The 20497-nt window shown below is 53.8% G+C and carries 16 protein-coding genes; 11 read left to right on the forward strand and 5 right to left on the reverse strand.

What is annotated here, in order from left to right; all coding sequences use genetic code 11:
- Nucleotides 1-4: 4 nt before the first annotated feature.
- The gene (gene kduI / locus HQN87_RS13105; RefSeq protein WP_173133463.1) at nt 5-838 is read right to left on the reverse strand and encodes a 5-dehydro-4-deoxy-D-glucuronate isomerase; all 834 of its coding nucleotides are present in this window, start codon (nt 836-838) and stop codon (nt 5-7) included.
- A gap of 225 nt (nt 839-1063) precedes the next feature.
- Here kduI and HQN87_RS13110 point away from each other — a divergent pair, with 225 nt between their 5' ends.
- The 4 genes from HQN87_RS13110 (at nt 1064) to ybaK (ending at nt 5240) form a co-directional block, all read left to right on the forward strand.
- Nucleotides 1064-2743 (forward strand): hypothetical protein, encoded by a 1680-nt coding sequence (locus tag HQN87_RS13110; RefSeq protein WP_173133466.1) that lies wholly within the window; start codon nt 1064-1066, stop codon nt 2741-2743.
- A gap of 201 nt (nt 2744-2944) precedes the next feature.
- A complete protein-coding gene (gene aspA / locus HQN87_RS13115) occupies nt 2945-4366 on the forward strand; it encodes an aspartate ammonia-lyase (RefSeq protein WP_173133469.1) in 1422 nt (473 codons plus the stop codon).
- Between the two features lie 49 nt (nt 4367-4415).
- Entirely contained in the window at nt 4416-4688 is a 273-nt protein-coding gene (locus HQN87_RS13120; RefSeq protein ID WP_216857271.1) for a YolD-like family protein, read from the forward strand.
- 72 nt (nt 4689-4760) lie between these two features.
- On the forward strand, nt 4761-5240 hold the full coding sequence (gene ybaK / locus HQN87_RS13125; RefSeq protein ID WP_173133488.1) for a Cys-tRNA(Pro) deacylase: 480 nt from the start codon (nt 4761-4763) through the stop codon (nt 5238-5240).
- 64 nt (nt 5241-5304) lie between these two features.
- On the opposite strand, the gene HQN87_RS13130 is transcribed toward ybaK, so the two are convergent.
- Nucleotides 5305-6111: a phosphotransferase gene (locus HQN87_RS13130; RefSeq protein WP_173133492.1), complete on the reverse strand. Its 807-nt coding sequence runs from the start codon at nt 6109-6111 to the stop codon at nt 5305-5307.
- Nucleotides 6112-6505: 394 nt separating this feature from the next.
- The gene (locus HQN87_RS13135) at nt 6506-7258 is read right to left on the reverse strand and encodes a YdcF family protein (RefSeq protein ID WP_173133495.1); all 753 of its coding nucleotides are present in this window, start codon (nt 7256-7258) and stop codon (nt 6506-6508) included.
- Between the two features lie 233 nt (nt 7259-7491).
- On the opposite strand from HQN87_RS13135, the gene HQN87_RS13140 reads away from it, so the two are divergent.
- The 6 genes from HQN87_RS13140 to HQN87_RS13165 all read left to right on the forward strand — a co-directional run bounded on the left by HQN87_RS13140 (nt 7492) and on the right by HQN87_RS13165 (nt 15722).
- Entirely contained in the window at nt 7492-9090 is a 1599-nt protein-coding gene (locus HQN87_RS13140) for a response regulator (RefSeq protein WP_173133498.1), read from the forward strand.
- Nucleotides 9091-9113: 23 nt separating this feature from the next.
- Nucleotides 9114-10883, forward strand: a complete 1770-nt coding sequence (locus HQN87_RS13145; protein WP_173133501.1) for a cache domain-containing sensor histidine kinase — start codon at nt 9114-9116, stop codon at nt 10881-10883.
- Between the two features lie 20 nt (nt 10884-10903).
- Nucleotides 10904-12250 carry an ABC transporter substrate-binding protein gene (locus HQN87_RS13150; RefSeq protein ID WP_173133504.1) on the forward strand — a complete coding sequence of 449 codons (1347 nt, stop codon included), beginning with the start codon at nt 10904-10906 and terminating at the stop codon, nt 12248-12250.
- 258 nt (nt 12251-12508) lie between these two features.
- Nucleotides 12509-13861, forward strand: a complete 1353-nt coding sequence (locus HQN87_RS13155; RefSeq protein WP_173133715.1) for an ABC transporter substrate-binding protein — start codon at nt 12509-12511, stop codon at nt 13859-13861.
- Between the two features lie 84 nt (nt 13862-13945).
- Nucleotides 13946-14884, forward strand: coding sequence for a carbohydrate ABC transporter permease (locus HQN87_RS13160; protein WP_173133506.1), 939 nt, complete (start codon nt 13946-13948; stop codon nt 14882-14884).
- Between the two features lie 7 nt (nt 14885-14891).
- Nucleotides 14892-15722, forward strand: coding sequence for a carbohydrate ABC transporter permease (locus HQN87_RS13165; RefSeq protein WP_425355134.1), 831 nt, complete (start codon nt 14892-14894; stop codon nt 15720-15722).
- Between the two features lie 65 nt (nt 15723-15787).
- Here the strand turns inward: HQN87_RS13165 and HQN87_RS13170 are convergent, their stop codons facing one another.
- Nucleotides 15788-16735 (reverse strand): AraC family transcriptional regulator, encoded by a 948-nt coding sequence (locus HQN87_RS13170; RefSeq protein ID WP_173133513.1) that lies wholly within the window; start codon nt 16733-16735, stop codon nt 15788-15790.
- Nucleotides 16736-16911: 176 nt separating this feature from the next.
- Here HQN87_RS13170 and HQN87_RS13175 point away from each other — a divergent pair, with 176 nt between their 5' ends.
- Nucleotides 16912-19029: a glycoside hydrolase family 52 protein gene (locus tag HQN87_RS13175; protein WP_173133516.1), complete on the forward strand. Its 2118-nt coding sequence runs from the start codon at nt 16912-16914 to the stop codon at nt 19027-19029.
- 284 nt (nt 19030-19313) lie between these two features.
- On the opposite strand, the gene HQN87_RS13180 is transcribed toward HQN87_RS13175, so the two are convergent.
- Entirely contained in the window at nt 19314-20420 is a 1107-nt protein-coding gene (locus tag HQN87_RS13180; RefSeq protein WP_173133519.1) for a glycoside hydrolase family 88 protein, read from the reverse strand.
- Nucleotides 20421-20497 lie beyond the last annotated feature (77 nt).

The raw sequence follows: 20497 nt of genomic DNA on the forward strand, positions 1-20497 counted from the left end.
GATACTATTGTAATTCCTTCATACCTACGGGGTTCATATCATCGTAACGCTTATTATCACCGGCCATGCTCCAGATGAAAGTATAGTTATGAGTGCCCACACCACTGTGAATAGACCAGCTTGGGGAGATCACTGCCTGTTCATTATGCATAACGATGTGGCGGGTTTCTGTAGGTTCGCCCATCAGATGGAACACAATCGAGTCATCCGGCAGATCGAAATAGAAGTAGGCTTCCATCCGGCGCGGGTGAGTATGGGATGGCATCGTATTCCACATGCTGCCCGGCTTAAGCTGGGTCATTCCCATCACTAGCTGCGCGCTCTGCACTCCGTTCGTGTGGATGAAGCGGTGAATCGTACGCTCATTGGAATTCTCAAGGCCGCCCATGGCACCGGATTCGGATTCAGCCAGCGTGGTCTTCGTAGTCGGGTAGGATTGATGCGCCGGAGCGGAATTCAGGTAGAACTTCGCCGGTTTGGCGCTGTCCGCGCTTTTGAAAATAACATCCTGTGCACCTTGGCCCACATACAGGCATTCCTTGAAATCAACTTCATATTCAGTCCCGTCAACAACAACCGAACCCTTGCCGCCGACATTGATGATACCCAGCTCGCGGCGTTCCAGGAAATAAGTTACTCCAAGCTCTTTGAGGTCTGTAGTCAGGACCACATCCCCGTTCACCGGATTCGCACCGCCGACGATCATGCGGTCTTCATGGGTGAGCACAAGCTTCAGCTCATCTGGAGCAAAAATAACCGGAATGTGGAACTCCTTGCGCAGGCGCTCAGTGTCAAACTGCTTAACTTCATTCGGATGTGATGCAAAACGTCTTTCCATCGAATATTCAGTCTCCTTAGAAAACATATTTTCGTTCGTATAGGTACAATTTAATCCATTTACGTTCATTTAGCAAGGGATAATCTTTTTTAGTACGTTTATTTTAGTTTATTTATAGGCCAGAGAGATTGCCATATGAACAGAAAGCGTGCAGAATAGAGCTGGAAAGCAAGGGATGTGCTGGGGATTCAGCATATAGATATATCACTACGGAGGGTGAGAGACATGGCAGACAGGCTTCAGAATGAGACTTCTTCTACAATACGCCAGCGGCAGATTGTGTATTCAATCGCTGTGGAGGCGCAGCGCCGTCCGCTGCTGGATAGCGGACTCTGGTTCCAGGATGATGTGCGGAACAACTTCTATTATGCTTCTTATTTATTTGCCGCTGCGGCGGATCATACTATGGAGCTGCCGTTCGGCCGGGAGGATGCCAAGCGCAAGGCGGAGGCTGTATTGCTGGAGACGGTTCTGCTGCAGAACCGCCAGCCGGGGACGAAGCTGTATGGACACTGGCCGCTGGGTCTGAGCCCGGTTCCCCGGGAAGCTGCACCGCATGAGCTGCCGGTTGAGATCATGGGCAGTCTGATGGTCTGGTTCTGCAAGCAATATTCCGCACAGTTCAGTGCAGGACTGCGTGTGGCGTTCCATACGGCCATCGGGCATATCTACCGCAGCGGCTTCTTCCGCAAGCCGGTGCTGACCTTCGGCCATCATGAAGCGAAATATACGGCAGCCAAGCTAATCTTCGGCAAGCTGTTTGAGGATCATGAGCTGCGGGAAGACGGCCGGCACAGCCTGGAGATGACACTGGCGCATATCCGTGCGAAGGGAATGCCGGAATACGGCAGCCTGCCGTGGTTCTGGCACTGGGTGCAGGCGTTCACCTGCGCCTGGGAGCTTGAAGAGGACAGCAGCCTGAAGGCTACACTTGGGGAAATGCTGGACTTCCTCTGGACCGAACGGAGCCAGTGGTACCTGAAGGGCGCCTGGGCAGGTGCCCATTCCCGGGGGTGGCCGCATGATGTTCCGGCAGATGGCAACGTGCTGCATGATTATGTACAGTTCGGGGATTTCGAGCTGCCCGGCGGCGAGATGCCGCGTACCGAATATGCCGGCTTCCTCTTCTACGAGGCACCGGAGCAGGCCTTGTCTGCCGCGCTGAACCGCAAGAGCGCCGTAGAGGTGTTCAAGCAAACCGAAAAAGCGGTTGCCGGAAATCAGGAAGTGCAGCCCACGCTTCATTCTTATGCTTATATCACCCGGGATTACGCGGCAGGCGGAATGTGGGAGCGGGTAGAGGAATTTGACAATGAGCAGCTGCGCTGGGCATTCTCGCTGCCGGTCGGCGCAGCGGAAGGCGTGAACCGGCTATACTTCTTCCATCCGGGGCAAGGATATCAGCCCGGCGATCCCCGGCACCAGAGTCCCTATATGGAAGTGCTGTATCATAAGAACACCATCATGTCGCTGTTCCCGGTTCCAGAGGGAGAGGATACAGCGGTTGTAGGCGTGCTGCCCTTAGGCGAATGGATCAGACAGCCCCGGGCACTGTTCGGTTATGCAGGTAATGTATATTTTGCCGTCTATTTATCGCATGAATATAAGCTGCTGGAACGGCAGACTTACCTGGAAGTGACCAGCGCAGACATGCCTGGCGGAGTCGTTGTTGAGGCGCTCAGTCTGGACCAGGCCGCCGGGCTGGGAATAAGCGGATTAGAGGAATTTGCTGCGGCTGCGGTCCATCGGGCACCTGTTTTTGCAGCGGGAGAAGTGCTGTCTGCAGAGTATACCTCATGGACCGGCAGTACGCTTTTACAGCTCAGCACCGATGGAAGTACGCCGGCTCAGGCACTGATAAATGGCGCAACGGTATCGTTCGGGCATTATACGTTCAACATCTGATTGGAACAATCTCAAATTTAAGCTACAATGTAAAGAGCCCGGGGGTTAAGTGATGCTGCCGGGTTCTTTGCGCTATCCACAGAGGCTGGAGCCTTACGGCGCATTGTGCAGCGACAAAGTTCATATCTTTATGGCTGCGAGGTAAGAATAGAAGGACTACTATGCAGCAGGCAATCTGCTAAAGACATGGGGGGAGCAGTAATGACGGAGATGGAATATCGTCTGGAAAAGGATTTTTTGGGCAGCAAACAGGTGGAGAAACACGCCTATTACGGGATACAAACGCTTCGCGCGGTAGAGAATTTCCCGATTACCGGCTACCGGGTGCATGATGAGCTGATCAAGGCCATGGGCATCGTCAAAAAATCAGCAGCGCTCGCCAATATGGAAATCGGACGGCTCTACAAAGGTCTGGGTGACGTAATTGTGACGGCGGCGGATGAGGTGATTTCCGGACAGTGGAACGACCAGTTCATCGTGGACCCGATTCAAGGCGGCGCAGGCACTTCGCTGAATATGAATGCCAACGAAGTGATTGCGAACCGCGCGCTGGAGCTGCTGGGCCGCGACAAAGGTGATTATCTGCAGCTCAGTCCGAACACGCATGTCAATATGGCGCAGTCGACGAACGATGCTTTTCCGACGGCGATCCATATCGCCACGCTCTCTCTGCTGGAGCAGCTGCTGGTGACTATGCGGAATATGCACGGTATGTTTTTGCAGAAAGCCGCTGAATTCGATCCTGTGATCAAAATGGGCCGGACCCATCTTCAGGATGCGGTGCCGATCCGTCTGGGCCAGGAATTCGAGGCGTACAGCCGCGTGCTGGAGCGTGATATTCAGCGGATCGAGCATACCCGGTATCATCTCTATCAGGTGAACATGGGGGCGACAGCGGTCGGTACCGGACTGAATGCTGATCCGCGTTATATCGAGCGGGTGGTGGAGGTGCTTGCCGAGATTAGCGGACTGCCGCTGGTGAGTGCTGAGCATCTGGTGGACGCAACGCAGAATACGGATGCCTACACCGAGGTGTCGGCAGCGCTGAAGGTCTGCATGATGAATATGTCCAAAATCGCCAACGATCTGCGGCTGATGGCCTCCGGCCCGCGCTCCGGCTTCAATGAGATTACGCTTCCGGCCCGCCAGCCCGGTTCTTCCATCATGCCCGGCAAGGTGAATCCGGTTATGGCTGAGGTGATCAATCAGGTCGCTTTTCAGGTCATCGGCAATGACCATACGATCTGCCTGGCTTCCCAGGCCGGTCAATTGGAGCTGAATGTAATGGAGCCGGTGCTGGTGTTCAACCTGATCCAGTCGATCAGCATCATGAATAATTCCTTCAAGGTCTTCACGGATTATTGTCTGGCCGGCATCGTGGCCAATCAGGAGAAGCTGCAGCGTGAGGTGGAGCAGAGTGTCGGCATTATTACCGCCGTGAACCCGCATCTGGGATATGAGGTGGTGTCGCGGATTGCCAGAGAAGCGATTCTGACCGGTGAATCCGTGCGGGCGTTGTGCCTGAAGTACAATGTCCTCAGCGAGGAAGAGCTGAATCTGATCCTGGACCCGTATGAAATGACCCATCCCGGCATAGCGGGGGCAGCGCTTTTGAACAACTAATGGTATAATATACGGGAGCATTTACACCCGGAAGTATCATAAATTTGTAATGGCTTACTGGAGGCAAAGTGTGGCGAAGGCAAAAGTGGCAAAACGTCCAACCCGCGACGAATTCGTGCTTGAAGAGCTGGGCAATCAGCTGGTGGAGGCGAAACAGGAGGATTCCGAGATTCTGCTGACGGTCTGGGGGAAGGAAGAAGAGGTACGCGGAGTGATTGTAGAGATGGACTCACGGACCGGCAAGGTACACCTCAGAACGAACGAAGAGATTGTGAAGGTTCCATTCATGGATATTATGCAGGTGAATTATCCCCGCGACTAGCCGCTGACGGCAGGTCATGCCGGGGAGTGAAGAGCTTCGGTGCGCCGGAGATTTGCTTGGAGGTAGCAGGATATGCAAGTGAACAAGACCAATGCCATGCGCATGCTTGATGCCCTTAAGGCCGGATATGTCATTCATACCTATGATCATGAGGACGGTCAGATTCACGGAAGTGCTGTTGCTGAGAGAGTCGGCCTTCCGGCTGAGGTTGTTTTTAAGACGCTGGTCTCGCATAGCGGGCCGCAGCCCTATGTCTTTGTCATTCCGGTGGCGGAAGAGCTTGATCTGAAGAAGGCAGCCAAAGCCGCCGGAGCGAAGAAGATCGAGATGCTCCCGTTGAAGGAGCTGCTGAAGTGGACAGGTTATGTGCGCGGGGGCTGTTCGCCCGTTGGCATGAAAAAGCTGTATCCTACGTTCATTCACAGCAGCGCGGAGGAATTACAGACCATTGCTGTCAGCGCAGGCCGGATCGGCGTACAAATGGAGCTTGAGCCTAAGCTGCTGGCAGGCGTGGTGTCTGCTGTGTTTACGGACCTCATCAAAGAGCAGTAATCGAGCAAAAAGCCGGGACCTGGTGTGTAGGGTTCCGGCTTTTTGTCGTTATGATAGCACCAGGCTAAGTCCATTCTCTGTGGTGGGCAGCTATAAATTGGAGTTCACGCTCATAGTGTGCCAGGTGGCCTTCGTTAACCATTGTTATAAAAGCAGGTTTGCCTTCCTTGGCACCCTTCTTCAGCGTAACGCACATGGCTGTCAAACGCTCGGTTACCCAGCTGTGCAGATCGCCCGGAGCAGGCATACCATAAGCTTCAAAAAACAAATGAATCCTCCGGCGGCGGTCTGCCGCATGGCATTCTGACCGGTAGGGGGCCGTAGACTCTGAAGCATAATCAGGTGCGAAGCTGGCGAGTGGAACTGAAGTGTATAGGGAGTAGGCAATGTCCCACATTCGCGGTCCGGGTCCGGCCATGTCGAAATCAATCAGCGCCACTGGAGCGTTATTCAGAAAAACCACATTGTACAAGGCAGCGTCATTATGACAGATGACTTCATATGCTCCGGTACCGGTATAGGTGAGCTGCCACTTTGCATGTGTACTTGGCATAAATCCCTCAGTGGCATCATGATAGCGGCGTAACAAACGTGCTACACCTGACAATGTCTCATCGGACCACATATAGGGCTGAAGTTCAGGATAATCGTTGCCCGGAACCTCTCCGCCGATATAGGTCAGTATCTCGCGCCCGGAGTCATCAATTCCGAGAAACCGCGGCGCTCCCCCGAAATTCCGTTGCTCCAAATGTTGCAGCAATTCATGAATTGCAGAACTCCAGTACCCTGTAGGGCGGCGCACGGTGTCTGCCTTGCGGATAATACTATTCACATTCCCGCCGGTTAGGATTTCTTCATCTTCTGGTTTCACAGTTAGGGGTCCCTCACTTTCTTCAGAGTTATAGTACTGAACTCATGATCCAATGTAGCCATTGATGTATTCAGTTCCATGTGAAGATACTGGGATAGTTGTAGAACGTACACTTAAAAACCGCCAAGAGGCAGACTTTTCTAGTATAACTGTAGTCTGTACAACTAAATCTGCCCAAAGAGGCCAGAATCAGGCGCACCTAGCTCTTTAAGTGTACGATATACAACTAAACGGGTAATTGCTTCTACATCAGATGGTTTAGTTGTACAAACTGCAATTAAGGCTATCGCAACTCCTATCACCGGTTCACGGCTAACCCTAAGTAAGTTATAGCCCAACGTGGTTTTACTATTTTTAAATCTGACGATCTACTGGCAAATTTGCCGGTAATCTGCTATGGCAGCAGCTTCGCGGCTATTAACCCCAGATACTCCTTCAGCGCCAGCCCGGTAGTGGAGACGGCCCCGGCGGACGGAGTGAACTTGTTGAAGTAGATGGACATGGGGCGGCTGGCCTGGTAATCCACGGGGAATGGCTGCGGGGTTAGCCCGGCGTGCTTGAACTGCACCATGCTGCGCGGCATATGGAAGCCGGAGGTGACCAGCACAGGACGGCTGAAGCCATGCTCCTGCATGAGCTTAGCGGTGTTGACCGCATTCTGCTCCGTGTTGAGCGAGCGGTTCTCCGGCAGAATATCTTCTGCCGGGATGCCAAGGCCAATAAGCTGCCGCCGGGCGATATCCGCCTCGTTCCCGCTGTCGGCGAATACCTGTCCGCCGGAGAAAATAACCGGCAGCCCCGTCTGCCGGTACAGCCGGACGGCAGCCAGCAGCCGGTTCGCTGCCGGACCGGACATATTGCCTTGTCCGTCCAGATCCGGAGTGCCGGAGGTGGCCCCGCCGCCCAGGATGACAATAACATCCCCCTCCACAGCGGTAGGCTGTGCGTACTTGCGCTCCAGGCTGCCGATCAGAGTGTCGCTGACCAGAGAGGTCATCGACAGGTAGAGCAGGAGAGTAACCCCCAGCAGCACGAGCGCGGGACGGCGGCTGCTTCTCCACAGCCAGACCACCATTCCCAGCAGCAGCAGGACGAAGATTCCGGGAGGCAGAACGAAGCTGTATACGAATTTAATGAGATAGATCAAGCGTTCACCAACTTTTCCGAGGATAATATCAGATATTGTACCACGAGTCCGGCGGGAGTTCCCAGCTTCATAATTGTCTTAAAAAACTGCGCTTTCCTCTTAAAAATCTTCATCCGGCTGCCGGGGGTATCATGATACAGTATAATTGGATGAATCTCTTGAGCGATGAATTACAGACTGAAACAGCTGCTATCCTGTAATAATATATATGACAACCATGCGGAGGTGCAGCAATGAACAGAACGATACGGGTGCTGCTTGCGGATGACGAGCCGGTTATTCTGCGCGGGCTGAAGAAGCTCATAGCCTGGGAGAGCCTCGGGCTTAATATAGTAGGGGAAGCATGTGACGGGATAGAGCTGAAGGCGATGATCGAGAGCTGCCATCCCGATCTGATTATCAGTGACATCAGCATGCCGGGGTATTCCGGTATTGATATTATCCGTGAAATTCATCATTCCGGGCGTCCGATCAAGGTGGTCTTTATCAGCGCCTATCAGGAATTCAGTTATGCCCGGCAAGCGGTACAATACGGGGCGCTGGATTATCTGGTCAAGCCGGTGAATACGGGACAGCTGGAGCAGGTAGTGATCCGCGCAGCTACGGTGATCCGCCAGGAATCCGAGGAAGAGCGCAACAAGGAAATGCTCAAATCCTATGAGCGGAAGAACCTGTCTGTTACGGTGGAGGAGCAGCTGGAGCAGCTGACCGACGGCAATAAGGCTGCGGCAGCTACGCTTGCCCGGATGGGCAACACGGCGATTACCCGCTATGCCAGCGTATGTGTCATCGAGACGGATGAATACGGCGGCCAGCCTTCACGCTGGGAGGAACGGGAACGCAAGCTGGTGGAGTTCGCTTTGCTGAACATCATCAAGGAGACGGTGGACAGCAGGGGCAACGGGTATGTGTTCCGCAAAGGAGAACGTTTCGGGGTGCTGCTCCAGCATGAGCATCTGAATGAACCGCAGCAAGTAATGGAGGATCTGCATCACAAAATCAACAGCTTTCTGAAGCTGCAGGTCTCAATAGGCATCGGCCGCCCGGTCAGCGGTATTGAAGAGGCGGCGGATTCCTACCAGTCTGCATTGAAAGCGCTAAGATTCAGATATTTTGCCGGATTGAACCGGGTGATTCCCTATCCCGCCGAACCAATGGAGGCTGCTGTACCTGTATCTGCACTTGCTGCCATTCAGAGCAGTCTACCGGAAGCGCTCAAATCACTCGACAAGGAGCGGCTAATGGTGTTAACCTGTGAGCTGATGGAGACCGTGCGTCTGCTCTCTGGAGATAGCCGGAACCAGGCGGTGTCCTATGTGTACAATGCCGTGATCCAGCTCGAACAGGATATGGCTGACTTCGGTGCAGATGCGGGGCTGTTGAATCAGGGAGAGAAGCCGCTGCTGGAAAAGCTGGCGGATGCTCCGACCTTCGGCGTACTGCAGCAGGAATTCGAAGCGGTTCTGTCCAAAATGTCCGAGCAGCTGGGCTGCCGGATCTCCGGCAAGGAGATGCCGCAGCTTGCGCAGGTAAAAACCTATGTGGAGGAGCATTATGCCGAGAATATTACGCTGGAGTCCATAGCCGCCATGGTGTATATGAATCCCTATTATTTCAGCAGCTTCTTCAAGAAGCATACCGGCCAGAACTTCAAGAATTATGTTACTGAAGTGCGGATGGGTCATGCGCAGCGGCTGCTGCTGCAGAGTGATCTGATGGTCTACGAGATTGCCGACCGGGTCGGCTACAACAATGCACGGCATTTCAGCGACATGTTCAAGAAGCAATTCGGCAAGCTGCCGCAGGAATACAAGCAATCGGTCAGGAACTAAGCAGATGGGAGGGGGATCATAGAGTGAAAAGACGATGGCCCGTACCGGTCTGGGGACGGGGACCGAAGAGTATTTTCGTAAAGTTTTCTGCATCCTTCCTGCTGGTCGGGCTGATTCCGCTCTTTGCGCTGAGCTTCTTCTCCGTACAGACCTTCTCCGGTTATGTGGAGCGGTATACCACCAGCAATCTGCAGCAAATGGTACTCTATATGAGCTATAATCTGAATTCGGCATTCAATCAGTATAATGAAGTATCCAAATTAATGTATACCGGCCGTTATGAAGGGTTCATTGAGAGCTATTCGCAGAATCAGACACAGAATGTGAATGAGCTGGAGAGAATCAACACCATTCCGATAGAATCCTTCCTGAAGACCGTTCTGTTCAGTGATTCTTATATTTCCAGTGTCCAGTTTATCCGCCAGTCTGACGGTAAGACGTATGTTCAGGAGCGCGGCAACCGGTCGCTGAATATGGAGACGGTTCCGAGTGCGGAGTGGCTGTCCGCCATGGCGGGTGATCCTGCGAAGGTGGCTATCTTCCCTTCCCATCAGGACAGTTATTTCTATGGCTCGGACCGCCGGGTGTTCACGATCGGGCGCAGCCTGATTGATACCTCCGGCCGTGTGACCAAAGAGCCCAAGGTAGTCGGAACGCTGTTCCTCGATATCGACACCTCGTTATTCCAGCAGTTCTTCCGCGAGCTGAGTCTCGGGGAGAAGGATGAGCTGTACCTGCTCGACGGAGAGGGGCGGACGTATTTCAGCAACCAGCCTGCCGGGGCGGCGGGGGCTGGAGCTGCTGATCCAACGAACCATGAGAAGATTGTGCTCAGTGAGCCGATCCCTTTTTTGAATGGCCAGGTTATCGCCAAAATCCACCGCGGCAACCTGTTCGAACAGCTGCTGTCGGCGCGGGCAACGGTATATATCGCTATCGGCATCTGTGCCTTTGTGATGATTGTAATGGGGGCCTGGTTCTCCAGACGTCTCGCCGCTCCCATCCGGGAGCTGATCCGGCAGATGGCCGTGGTGGAGTCGGGCAAGCTGGATATCCAGCTCTCGGTGAACAGCAATGATGAGATGGGCAGGCTGGCCCACGGGTTCAACCGGATGGTAGAACGGCTGCAGATCTACATTGATGAGGCCTACGTGGCCCAGATCAAGCAGAAGCAGACCGAGCTGAACGCACTGAAGAGCCAGATCCGTCCCCACTACCTGTACAACACCCTTGAGGTGATCCGGATGAACGCGGTGGATAAGGAAGCGGGCGAGGTGGCGGATATGATTCTGGCGTTATCCAATGAGCTGAAGTATGTCATTGATTACGGGGAAGACCGTGTAAGCCTTGCCAGCGAGCTCGCCCATCTGCAGAATTACTTCTATATCATTTCTGTGCGGTATGAGAACCGCTTCGAGCTGGATCTGGATATTGCCCAAGATGTTAATCTGGACTGGCCCATCCTGAAGCTGTCTCTACAGCCGATGGTGGAGAATGCGGTTCAGCATGGGCTGCGGGGGCAGGGAAAGGGAACCGTCGGCATTACAGTCGAACGGAGAGAGCAGGTGCTGGCGATTACGATATATGACGATGGAGTGGGGATGAGCAGGGAGACGTTGTCCCGCATGAACAAGATTCTGGAAGACCCGGAGGCACCAAGCAAGAATGTCGGCATGAAAAATGTGCATGAGCGCATCCGCTCCAGCTTCGGGGAGGGGTATGGCCTGTCTGTGAACAGCAGAGAGCATATCGGGACCTCCATTACGCTGACATTCCCGGTTATCGAAGAATGAGAAGGTCACAGGGGGTACAAATGCGGAGAAGATCAGGTATCACAATAACATTAGTGCCGCTTGCCGCCGCGCTGATCCTGTCCGGCTGTGGAGGTAAAGCCGGATCAACGGAAATCGGAGAGAGCCATGCTGCGGATCAGGCGAGCCGCCCGGATACAGCATCCGGGAGCGGTAAAATAAGCTTTACTATAGGGTATGCCTCCGGTGATCCGGCGACAAAGCAGGCTATCGAGGATACTATTAAGGCCTTCATGCAGGCCAATCCGGATATAATCGTCCAGGATGTCAGTGAGACAAGCTCCTCAGCTTATTTGGATTGGCTGAAGATTAAGGATGCCGTGGGCGAGTTCCCCGATCTGGTAGAGATGAGGGATACCGAGGCCTTCGCCGATGCGGAAAGAATCATTCCGCTCCCCGATGAGCTGGCGGAATTGTTCGATCAGCCGCCGCGGATCGGCGGCAAGGTATGGAATGCCCCGCTGTTTGTCTCTGCCCCGCAGGGTATTATTTATAGTAAGAAGGCTTATGCCGAGGCAGGCATTAAGACGCTTCCGGCAACCTACGAGGAGTTTCTGGAGATCCAGAACAGACTGCGGGCAAGCGGAATCACCCCGCTCGTTGTTGGCGGGAAGGATATTTTTCATATGGGGTTCTGGGTTAATAAATTTCTGATTGATGAGGTGTATGCCGCCGATCCCGGCTGGAACGCGAAGCGGACGGCCGGTGAGGTTAGCTTCACCGATGACAATGTAGTCCAGGCCATGACTGATTTCAAACAGCTGTTCAGGAATGATGTGGATACAGGCTGGCTGGGCACAGGGGATAACCAGACGGCGTCCCTTCTGGTCTCGGGCAAGGCAGCCCAGCTGTTCTCCGGCTCCTGGATGTTCTCTCAGATCCAGGAAGCCGATCCCAGCTTCGAATTCGGCTTCTATGCTGTGCCGGACCGTCAAGGGAAGCTGAATGTGGTCGGCCTGCAGTCTCCCTCCGGCTGGTCGCTGTCTGCCCAGGCTGTTAAGGAGCCGCTCAAAAAGCAGGCGATCGAAGACTTCATCCGGTTCTTTTTCTCACCGGAGCCTTATGCCGCATTCCTGAGCCGGATCGATTCGGTTCCTTCGACCAGGCAGGAATTCAGGCGGGAAGCCGGTGAACAGATGCAGGTGGTGCTTGATCTGATGGCCGATCCGGCCGTTACCAAATCCCTGATGATCAACAACTGGTGGGGCGAGAACCTGATTCCGCCGCAGTTCCGTAACTGGTTCTATAAGCTGCTGCAGGAAATGGTGGTTAAGGACGGGGATGTACTGGAATATATGAAGCGGGCCGATAATGAATACGACAGGCAGGTACAGGAATACTGGCGGTGACATTACACGATAGCTGCGCAAGAACGGAGGTCTCCGGGACCTTCGTTTTTTTTGAGTCAGCGTCGAAGCAAACGTGCTCCTTGGCGGGGGATTACGTGCATCTTCTTAAATTTACCGCACATCCCTCTTAAATTAGTTCATTCTAACCCTGAGGGCGGAATGCTATTCTTGGAGCATAAGGAAACGCTTACGGGCGATGATGCGCACATCGGGCCGGCAGTTTCCGGGCTGTATACCCAAGGGGAGGTTACTCAGGATATGAAGAACACCATTACGAAATTATCCGTCATGCTGCTCGCAGCAACCACTGTACTCACCGCATGCGGCGGAAATAACAATAACACGGCCAGCGGCGGCAATACAGCCGCGACTGAAGCTCCGGCAGGGAATGCCCCAGCTACTGATGCTGCGAAGAAGGACGTCAGCTTCACTATCGGCTATGCGTCAGGTGACCCGGCGACCAAGAAAGCCATTGCCGATACCGTTAAGAAATTCATGGAAGCGAATCCTAACGTCACCATTAAAGACTTGAGCGAGACCTCATCGGCGGCTTATCTGGACTGGCTGAAGACGAAGGATGCGGTTGGAGAATTCCCGGATCTGGTGGAAATGCGCGACACCCAGGTATTCGCAGATGCCGGCAAAATTGTCGAGCTTCCGGCCGATCTGCTGGATCTGTTCGAATCGCCACCGCAGGTGGACGGCAAAGTATGGAACGCTCCCATGCAGGTCAACGCACCGCAAGGGATCATTTACAGCAAAAAAGCTTATGCTGACGCCGGGATCACCGAGCTACCCAAAACCTATGACGAGTTCATTGCCATCCAGGAAAAATTGAAAGCTACAGGTATCTCCCCGCTGGTAGTAGGCGGTAAGGATATCTTCCATATGGGCTTCTGGGTCAATAAATTCCTGATTGACGATGTCTACAGCAAAGACCCGGACTGGAACTCCAAGCGTACGGCCAAGACCGTCAGCTTCGCAGATCCTGATGTAGTCCAGGGCATGACAGATTTCAAAGAGCTGTTCAAGAACTATGTGGACAAAGGCTGGCTGAGCACCGCAGATAATCAGACCGCATCGATTCTGGTATCCGGCAAAGCCGCACAGCTGTATTCCGGCACCTGGATGTTTACCCAGATTGCTGAAGCTGATCCGGGCTTCGAATTTGGCTTCTACGCGATCCCGGACCGCGAAGGTAAAGTGAATGTCATCGGTCTGCCGTCACCGGCCGGCTGGTCGTTATCTGCGGATGCCGCTAAGGATGCCGATAAGACGGCAGCGATCAAGGACTTCATCCGCTTCTTCTTTGCACCGGAGCAATACTCGGTCTATCTGGCTTCGATCAATGCCATTCCTTCCACCAAAGAGAAAGTTACCTATGAGACCAGCGAGCAAATGCAGGTTGCACTGGATCTTATTGCCGATACAGGTGTCACCAAGTCTCTGGCCATCAACAACTGGTGGGGCGATAATCTGATTCCTCCGCAATTCCGCAACTGGTACTATAAGCTGCTTCAGGATATGGTGGTGAACGATGCCGACGTAACCGAATATATGAAGAAGGCCGATGCCGAATATGACAATCAGGTCAAAGCCAATTCACTGTAAATACAAAGCGCAGGAAGGGAATCTCTGCTCCGGCAGGCGGTTCCCTTATCTAGACAAGCGCGTCACAGGGAGGGGAGAGGAATCATGGCTACATCCGTCGTGAATACAGACAAGTCATTGATAGCCGCAGAGAAGCCAGGCAAGAGAAAGAAAAAATGGCAGTCCTACGCGTTGTTGTTCATCCTGCCGTCATTCCTGTTATACACACTGTTTGTCATTGTCCCTACAGCAGGCAGCGTCTACTTAAGCTTCACCTCATGGGACGGGATCAGCAGCGATATCCGTTATATCGGATTCGCCAATTTCGTCGAGATCTTCCAGAGTCCGAGGGTGCAGAACGCCCTGAAGAATACTTTGGTTATGACAATTACGCTAGTACTGCTTGAGAACATTGCCGCAATCGCGATGGCCTTAATGGTCGACAAGGTACGCTGGTTCCGCAATTTATTCAGAAGTATCTTCTATTTCCCGACCCTGCTCAGCGGGATTGTCATGGGCTTTGTCTGGGCAATGATTCTGAATTACAACTTCGGCGTGTTTAACCAGATCCTGACCTCCGTCGGTTTAGGCGACTATATCGTGGACTGGCTGGGCAATCCGAAATACGCTATGCTGTCGATTATTCTGTCAACGGTCTGGAAAGGCGCGGGTTATTATATGATCATCTATCTGGCCGGACTGCAGGGCATTCCGCAGGAGCTTAATGAAGCGGCCAGCATTGACGGCGCAGGGGGCTGGCAGCAATTCCGGCATATTACGTTCCCGCTGCTTGCGGGTTCGATGACGGTGTGCATGGTGCTCTCTATGATCAGTGCGCTGAAGATATTTGACCAGATTGCCGTAATGACCGACGGCGGCCCGGGCTTTGAGACGGAGACATTAACTTATATTATCTACAAAGTAGGCTTCGGGGAGCTCAGACAAGGGTTCGGCACGGCGCTGGCCATGGTCCTGTTCCTGATTATTCTGATCATTACGGTCATCCAGGTTAAATTCCTGCAGAAACGGGAGGTGCAGCTCTAAGATGACGATGCAGACCAAGCGGAGAATCACTGAAATTGTCCTGTTTGTCATTACGCTCCTGGTAGCGGTTATCTTTTTCTTCCCGATTTTCTTTAACCTGATGTCCGCGTTCAAAAGCAATGCCGAGATTATGCGCGATGCGGTTGCTCTTCCGAAGACACTATATTTAGACAGCTTCAAGTATCTGCTCACGGAGACGGAGTTTCCGCGCGCGATCCTCAACAGCCTGATTCTGACCGTTGTGGCGATTGTCGCCCAGGTGCTGATTATTCCGATGGCAGGTTATGCGATTGAGCGCAGAAATGCCCGCTGGACGCGGCTGGTCTTCATCTATTTCCTGGCCGGCATGATGATTCCGTTCCAGGCGTATATGATTCCGCTGTTCAAAGAGCTGAGAATACTCGGCCTGTACGGCAGTCTGGCGGGACCGATCATGATCTATGTCGCCGGTGCCGTAGGCTTCGGATGCCTGCTCTATACCAGCTTCGTCAAAGGGATTCCACGGGAGATTGAAGAGGCGGCAGAGATTGACGGATGCTCCCGCTACGGGATTTTCTGGAGAATCGTCTTCCCGCTGCTCGGACCGGTTACGGCAAGTATGGTGGTACTGAACGGTCTGGGGATCTGGAATGACTTCCTGATGCCGATGCTGGTGCTGCCTTCCGGCCAGGCCAAGACGATGGTTGTTGAAATCTACCGGTATATCGGGGAATTCTCCTCGCGCTGGGATATGATTTTTGCCGGAACCGCCATGTCGGTGGTGCCTGTGCTGATCGTATTTATCTTCCTGCAGAAGTATTTCGTTAAGGGAATTGCGTCAGGGGCCACCAAGGGATAAGGGGTGTGTGTCATCTGGGGGCAATAAAAACTCCGCGGGCCAATATATAATGGCTTGCGGAGTTTTTATTTCTCGCTGATACGATTGCCGTCTGTCTTCCCCGGTTCCTCCGTAAGCTGGCGGTAGCCCATGGGAGGCAGGCCGGTCCAGCGCTTGAACTGCTTGCTGAAATGGGAGACATCACGGTAGCCGAGCCTGTAGGCGATACTCTCCACTGACAGGCTGTTATCCAGCAGTAGCAGCTTAGCGTGGCGGATAATCAGGTCAGAGAGATACTGCCTCGGCGGCAGTCCGTAGATTTGCCGGAAGGCGCGGTTACAGTGACTCGGACTGTAGCCGAGCTTTGCGGCGATGTCTTCGATGCTTCCGGCCCGGCTGCCGGTTGCCGCAGCGGTGAATACGGATTCCTGCAGCAGCCCTTCAATGGCATTCGCCAGGGCCAAGGTTTTCTCCGTAACACCCGGCAGGGTGCTCCGGGCAGGAGAGGGCAATGCAGCCAGCACCAAGCTGCTGAGTGCGGTGAACAGCTGCAGCGAAGCATTGAGCGTCACCAGCCGGCTCCGCTGCGTATCGCTGGCATCCGGGAGGATCGTCGAGCTGATAATTGCATCGAGCGAAGAACGGATCGCCTGCAGCTCCGGAGTGTCGCCGCTTAGGCTGACGGTGTCCATTGTCATCAGGGAGCGGCGCAGGACCAGATCATCAATGTCGAAATGCAGGCAATAATAGGTCATTTCATCCTCTGAAACCGTACCCAGGCTGGAATGCAGGACACTTGGGCGGATGAACAGAATGTCGCCGCTGTGCTGGATGTAAGACTGCCCGCCTACGGTCATTTGCTGCGAACCCTGCAGGACGATATTGATCTCGAACATCGGATGGGTGTGCACCGGATATTGCCACTCCTTGTTCACCTTGCGCCAGTGGGCAGCGAATATATGGAAGGCGGCCTGTATATCCGGGGACATACGGCCGTCCATGGAATGCTGTGTTCCGGGATCTAATGCGTTCATACTCAGGCCTCTTTTTCACTAAAAGTTGGCTCTATTATAACATAGGCCGCCGCGTCCGATTGATTTGTCCAAATAATTGGCGGCTTTACGCCTGTTGCATAAGCCGGGCCGGAGCTAACATAGAGCTATGATCCCGGAACTGCCGGGACACAGCCTGGAGGGAGTGCATTTACGTTATGCCGACAAATCAGTTTTTTAATGCCCATCATTCACCGATTGGTTCTTTTTCCAGCTTTACTCTGGGGTTTAAGGGATCGTCCGGCGGTTTTGACCTGGAAGCGGGTAAGCCGCCGAGACAGAATGTATATATTGGCCTGGAACGCAAGGATGGCCGCGGCTTCGATACCTTGCCTTTCCATGAGCAGGGCAGTGACGATGAGAGTAAGCGCTATGACATCGAGAATCCTGATCCGAACCCGGATAAGCCGCAGGTTCTGTATCATTATGCGGACGAAGAGATCACCCGTGATTTCCGGCTGGGTACGGACAGCTGGCAGGCGGGGGATCTGACCTTCCGCATTCTCTCCCCGGTCCGGCCGGTTCCCGACCCGGAGACGGCAACAGAAGCGGAGCTCAAGGAAGTGCTGCTGCCTGCGGTACTGGTCGAGCTTGAAGTCGATAATACTTCAGGCGATTCGGTCCGCCGCGCCTTCTTCGGCTTCCAGGGGAACGATCCGTATAACGCTTTGAGACGCTTCGAGAGCAGCCAGGCAGAGCTGACCGGTGTCGGCCAGGGCCGGTTCCTGGCGATCGCCGCTGAACAGGGAAGCGTCAAGTCCGCCATGCACTTCACCATGGAGGATATACTCACTGCGGAGCTGGAGGAGAACTGGACCTTCGGGCTGGGTCAAGTGGGTGCACTTATCATGGATGTGCCTGCGGGTGAACGGAAGGTCTACCGCTTCGCAGTCTGCTTCCACCGGTCCGGCTATGTGACCTCGGGGATGGATGCCAGTTATTACTATAACCGTTATTACAGCAATGTAGAGGCGGTAGCGGAATATGCGCTGTCCCGTTTCGATCAGCTGAAGCAGCAGGCAATACAGGCTAATTCCATGCTGGAAGGAACAGGGCTCAGCGAAGATCAGACCTTCATGCTGGCTCATGCCATCCGCAGTTATTATGGCTCAACCGAGCTGCTGGAGTACAAAGCCCGGCCGTTCTGGGTCGTGAACGAAGGCGAATACCGGATGATGAACACCTTCGATCTTACGGTGGACCAGTTATTCTATGAGCTGAAGATGAATCCGTGGACCGTTCGCAATGAGCTGGATATGTTCGTGGACCGGTACAGCTATGTGGATACGGTCCGTTTCCCGGGAGATACGACCGAATATCCGGGCGGGCTCAGCTTCACTCATGATATGGGGGTGGCTAATGCTGTCTCACGTCCAGGGTACTCCTCCTATGAGCTGTACGGCATTGACGGCTGCTTCTCGCATATGACCCATGAGCAGCTGGTGAACTGGATTCTTACTGCGGGGGTCTATCTGGAGCATACGGGTGATCTCAGCTGGATGGAACGCAACCTTACAGTACTGGAGAGCTGCCTGCAGAGTATGCTGAACCGGGATCATCCGGACCCGGCGAAACGTAACGGTGTGATGGCTCTCGACAGCTCGCGGACAATGGGCGGTGCGGAGATTACTACGTACGACAGCCTGGATGTGTCACTGGGCCAGGCACGCAACAATATCTACCTGGCAGGTAAATGCTGGGCAGCGTATTTGGCGATGGAGAAGATCTTCCGCGATAACGGTAATACGGAGCTGTCACAGACTGCCGGCAGACAGGCAGAGCTCTGCGCAGCAACCATTGTGGGCAGTGTTACCGAGGGCGGCTATATCCCGGCTGTAATCGGAGAAGGCAATGACTCGAAGATTATTCCGGCGATTGAAGGCCTCGTGTTCCCTTACTTCACCGGCTGCAAGGAAGCTCTGGAGCGCGGCGGGCGGTTCGGCGAATACATTGCGGCGCTAGACGCGCATCTGCAGGCCGTGCTTGTGGAAGGGGTGTGCCTGTTCGAAGACGGCGGCTGGAAAATCTCCTCCACCAGCAACAACAGCTGGCTGAGCAAGATTTATCTGTGCCAGTTCATCGCCAGACAAATTCTGGGTCTGGAGTGGGGGGACAAAGGCCATGCAGCCGATTCGGCACATGTAAGCTGGCTTACGCATCCGCAGCTCTCGGTCTGGAGCTGGAGCGACCAGATTATCTCGGGTGAGATCACCGGCAGCAAATATTATCCGCGCGGAGTGACGGCGGTCTTGTGGCTGGAGGAGCAGCGGGGGTAAGGATTCGTAGGCCGTTTAAGCGAAGGGAAGAATCGAACGCTGCGTAACTAGGGATAAGCATTCGAACGCTGCATAAGTGAGGGAATGTGTTAACATTATAAGTGTTGCATTCTTTGCAGGATTTTGAAGCTCAGATGTGGATACGCAGGATTATAGGGTGAGCTTTCATGAAGCATAACTTTAAAAAACAAACAGCGAATCTCCCATGGGGGATTCGCTGTTTGTATGATGCGCGAGTCCCCAAGGATACGAAGACCCGCTGTTTATGTTATGCCATACCCAGACTAGAAAATGCGATGCTTCCAGCCGTTCAGCTTGGCGACAGCCTCGACATAGTAATAGTCACCGTAGATCAGCGATACATCAACGAAGGAGTCGCCGCTGCCTGCACCATGGAGCAGAATCGCTTCATGCTCCGGCTGGTCCCAGGTGGCATAGTTCTCGGTCAGTGAACGCAGAATCCGCTCTGCGGCATTGGCGTAGAGGCTTTTCTCGCCAAGCGGCACGATGTCAGCCAGCTCCAGTAAGCCGGATGCCGCGATTGCTGCAGCGGAGCTGTCTTTGAACATCCGCTTGTCGTCTGCCAGCCGGAAGTCCCAGTAAGGCACATGATCCTCCGGAAGAGCAGAGATGAAGTAATGGGCAATCCGCTTCGAAGTATTCAGGAAACGTTCATCCCCGGTGTGACGGTAAGTGTTAATGAAGCCATACAGTCCCCAGGCAGCCCCCCGGCTCCAGCAGGATTCAGCGGAATAGCCCTGACCGCCGAAGTTCTCGATATATGCGCCAGTCTCGGCATCGAAGGAGAGGATATGCTTGGTCGATCCGTCCTCACGCACCCCATACTGCATCGCAGTCTCCGCATGGCTGACCGCAATATGTCTATAGCGCGGATCGCCAGTCACCTTGCTTGCCCAGAACAGCAGGGAGATGTTCAGCATGCAGTCGATAATCACCCAGCCGTGTTTGTCCTCATTCCAGGCGCGGATGAACCTGCCAACCGGATTGTAGCGTGCGGCCAGGAAGTTTGCGGCCTCTAGGCCCCGGCGCAGGCCATCCTCATCCCCGGTCAGAACGTTCTTGATTACGGCTGTGGCCAGGAACTGGAAACCAACATCATGATGCAGCTCAACGGTCGGCTTAACGAACCATTGTTCCAGCGTCTCATCCCAGGGCCAGGCCGCATCCTTATAGTGGTCCTTACCGGTCATATCATGCATAATCCAGAGCATCCCCGGCCAGAAGCCGGTTGTCCACCAGTCGGAGGCGATATCATCGAACTTACCATCTTCTCCGGCAAAATGCGGACATTTCCCCCCGATCTGCTCGATCATCCGCGTAACCTTCGTATCCAGCCGGTTCAACACTTCCTGCCAATATGCTGTGCTCATCACTGATGCCTCCATTAATTAGAATATGGCCTCAGTATAGCGTCCTATGCTTATAGAAAGTTGCACTTTGATATGAA

It is taken from the genome of Paenibacillus tritici, assembly GCF_013204885.1.
In the GTDB taxonomy this organism is placed as follows: domain Bacteria; phylum Bacillota; class Bacilli; order Paenibacillales; family Paenibacillaceae; genus Paenibacillus_AQ; species Paenibacillus_AQ tritici.

Excerpts from the sequence above, each read along its gene's own strand:
- HQN87_RS13150 (WP_173133504.1), top strand. The coding sequence starts at position 10,904 with ATGCGGAGAAGATCAGGTATCACAATAACATTAGTGCCGCTTGCCGCC.
- HQN87_RS13110 (WP_173133466.1), top strand. The coding sequence starts at position 1,064 with ATGGCAGACAGGCTTCAGAATGAGACTTCTTCTACAATACGCCAGCGG.
- HQN87_RS13160 (WP_173133506.1), top strand. The coding sequence starts at position 13,946 with ATGGCTACATCCGTCGTGAATACAGACAAGTCATTGATAGCCGCAGAG.
- HQN87_RS13175 (WP_173133516.1), top strand. The coding sequence starts at position 16,912 with ATGCCGACAAATCAGTTTTTTAATGCCCATCATTCACCGATTGGTTCT.
- HQN87_RS13180 (WP_173133519.1), bottom strand. The coding sequence starts at position 20,420 with ATGAGCACAGCATATTGGCAGGAAGTGTTGAACCGGCTGGATACGAAG.
- aspA (WP_173133469.1), top strand. The coding sequence starts at position 2,945 with ATGACGGAGATGGAATATCGTCTGGAAAAGGATTTTTTGGGCAGCAAA.
- HQN87_RS13165 (WP_425355134.1), top strand. The coding sequence starts at position 14,892 with ATGCAGACCAAGCGGAGAATCACTGAAATTGTCCTGTTTGTCATTACG.
- HQN87_RS13155 (WP_173133715.1), top strand. The coding sequence starts at position 12,509 with ATGAAGAACACCATTACGAAATTATCCGTCATGCTGCTCGCAGCAACC.
- HQN87_RS13170 (WP_173133513.1), bottom strand. The coding sequence starts at position 16,735 with ATGAACGCATTAGATCCCGGAACACAGCATTCCATGGACGGCCGTATG.
- HQN87_RS13140 (WP_173133498.1), top strand. The coding sequence starts at position 7,492 with ATGAACAGAACGATACGGGTGCTGCTTGCGGATGACGAGCCGGTTATT.
- kduI (WP_173133463.1), bottom strand. The coding sequence starts at position 838 with ATGGAAAGACGTTTTGCATCACATCCGAATGAAGTTAAGCAGTTTGAC.
- ybaK (WP_173133488.1), top strand. The coding sequence starts at position 4,761 with ATGCAAGTGAACAAGACCAATGCCATGCGCATGCTTGATGCCCTTAAG.
- HQN87_RS13120 (WP_216857271.1), top strand. The coding sequence starts at position 4,416 with ATGGCTTACTGGAGGCAAAGTGTGGCGAAGGCAAAAGTGGCAAAACGT.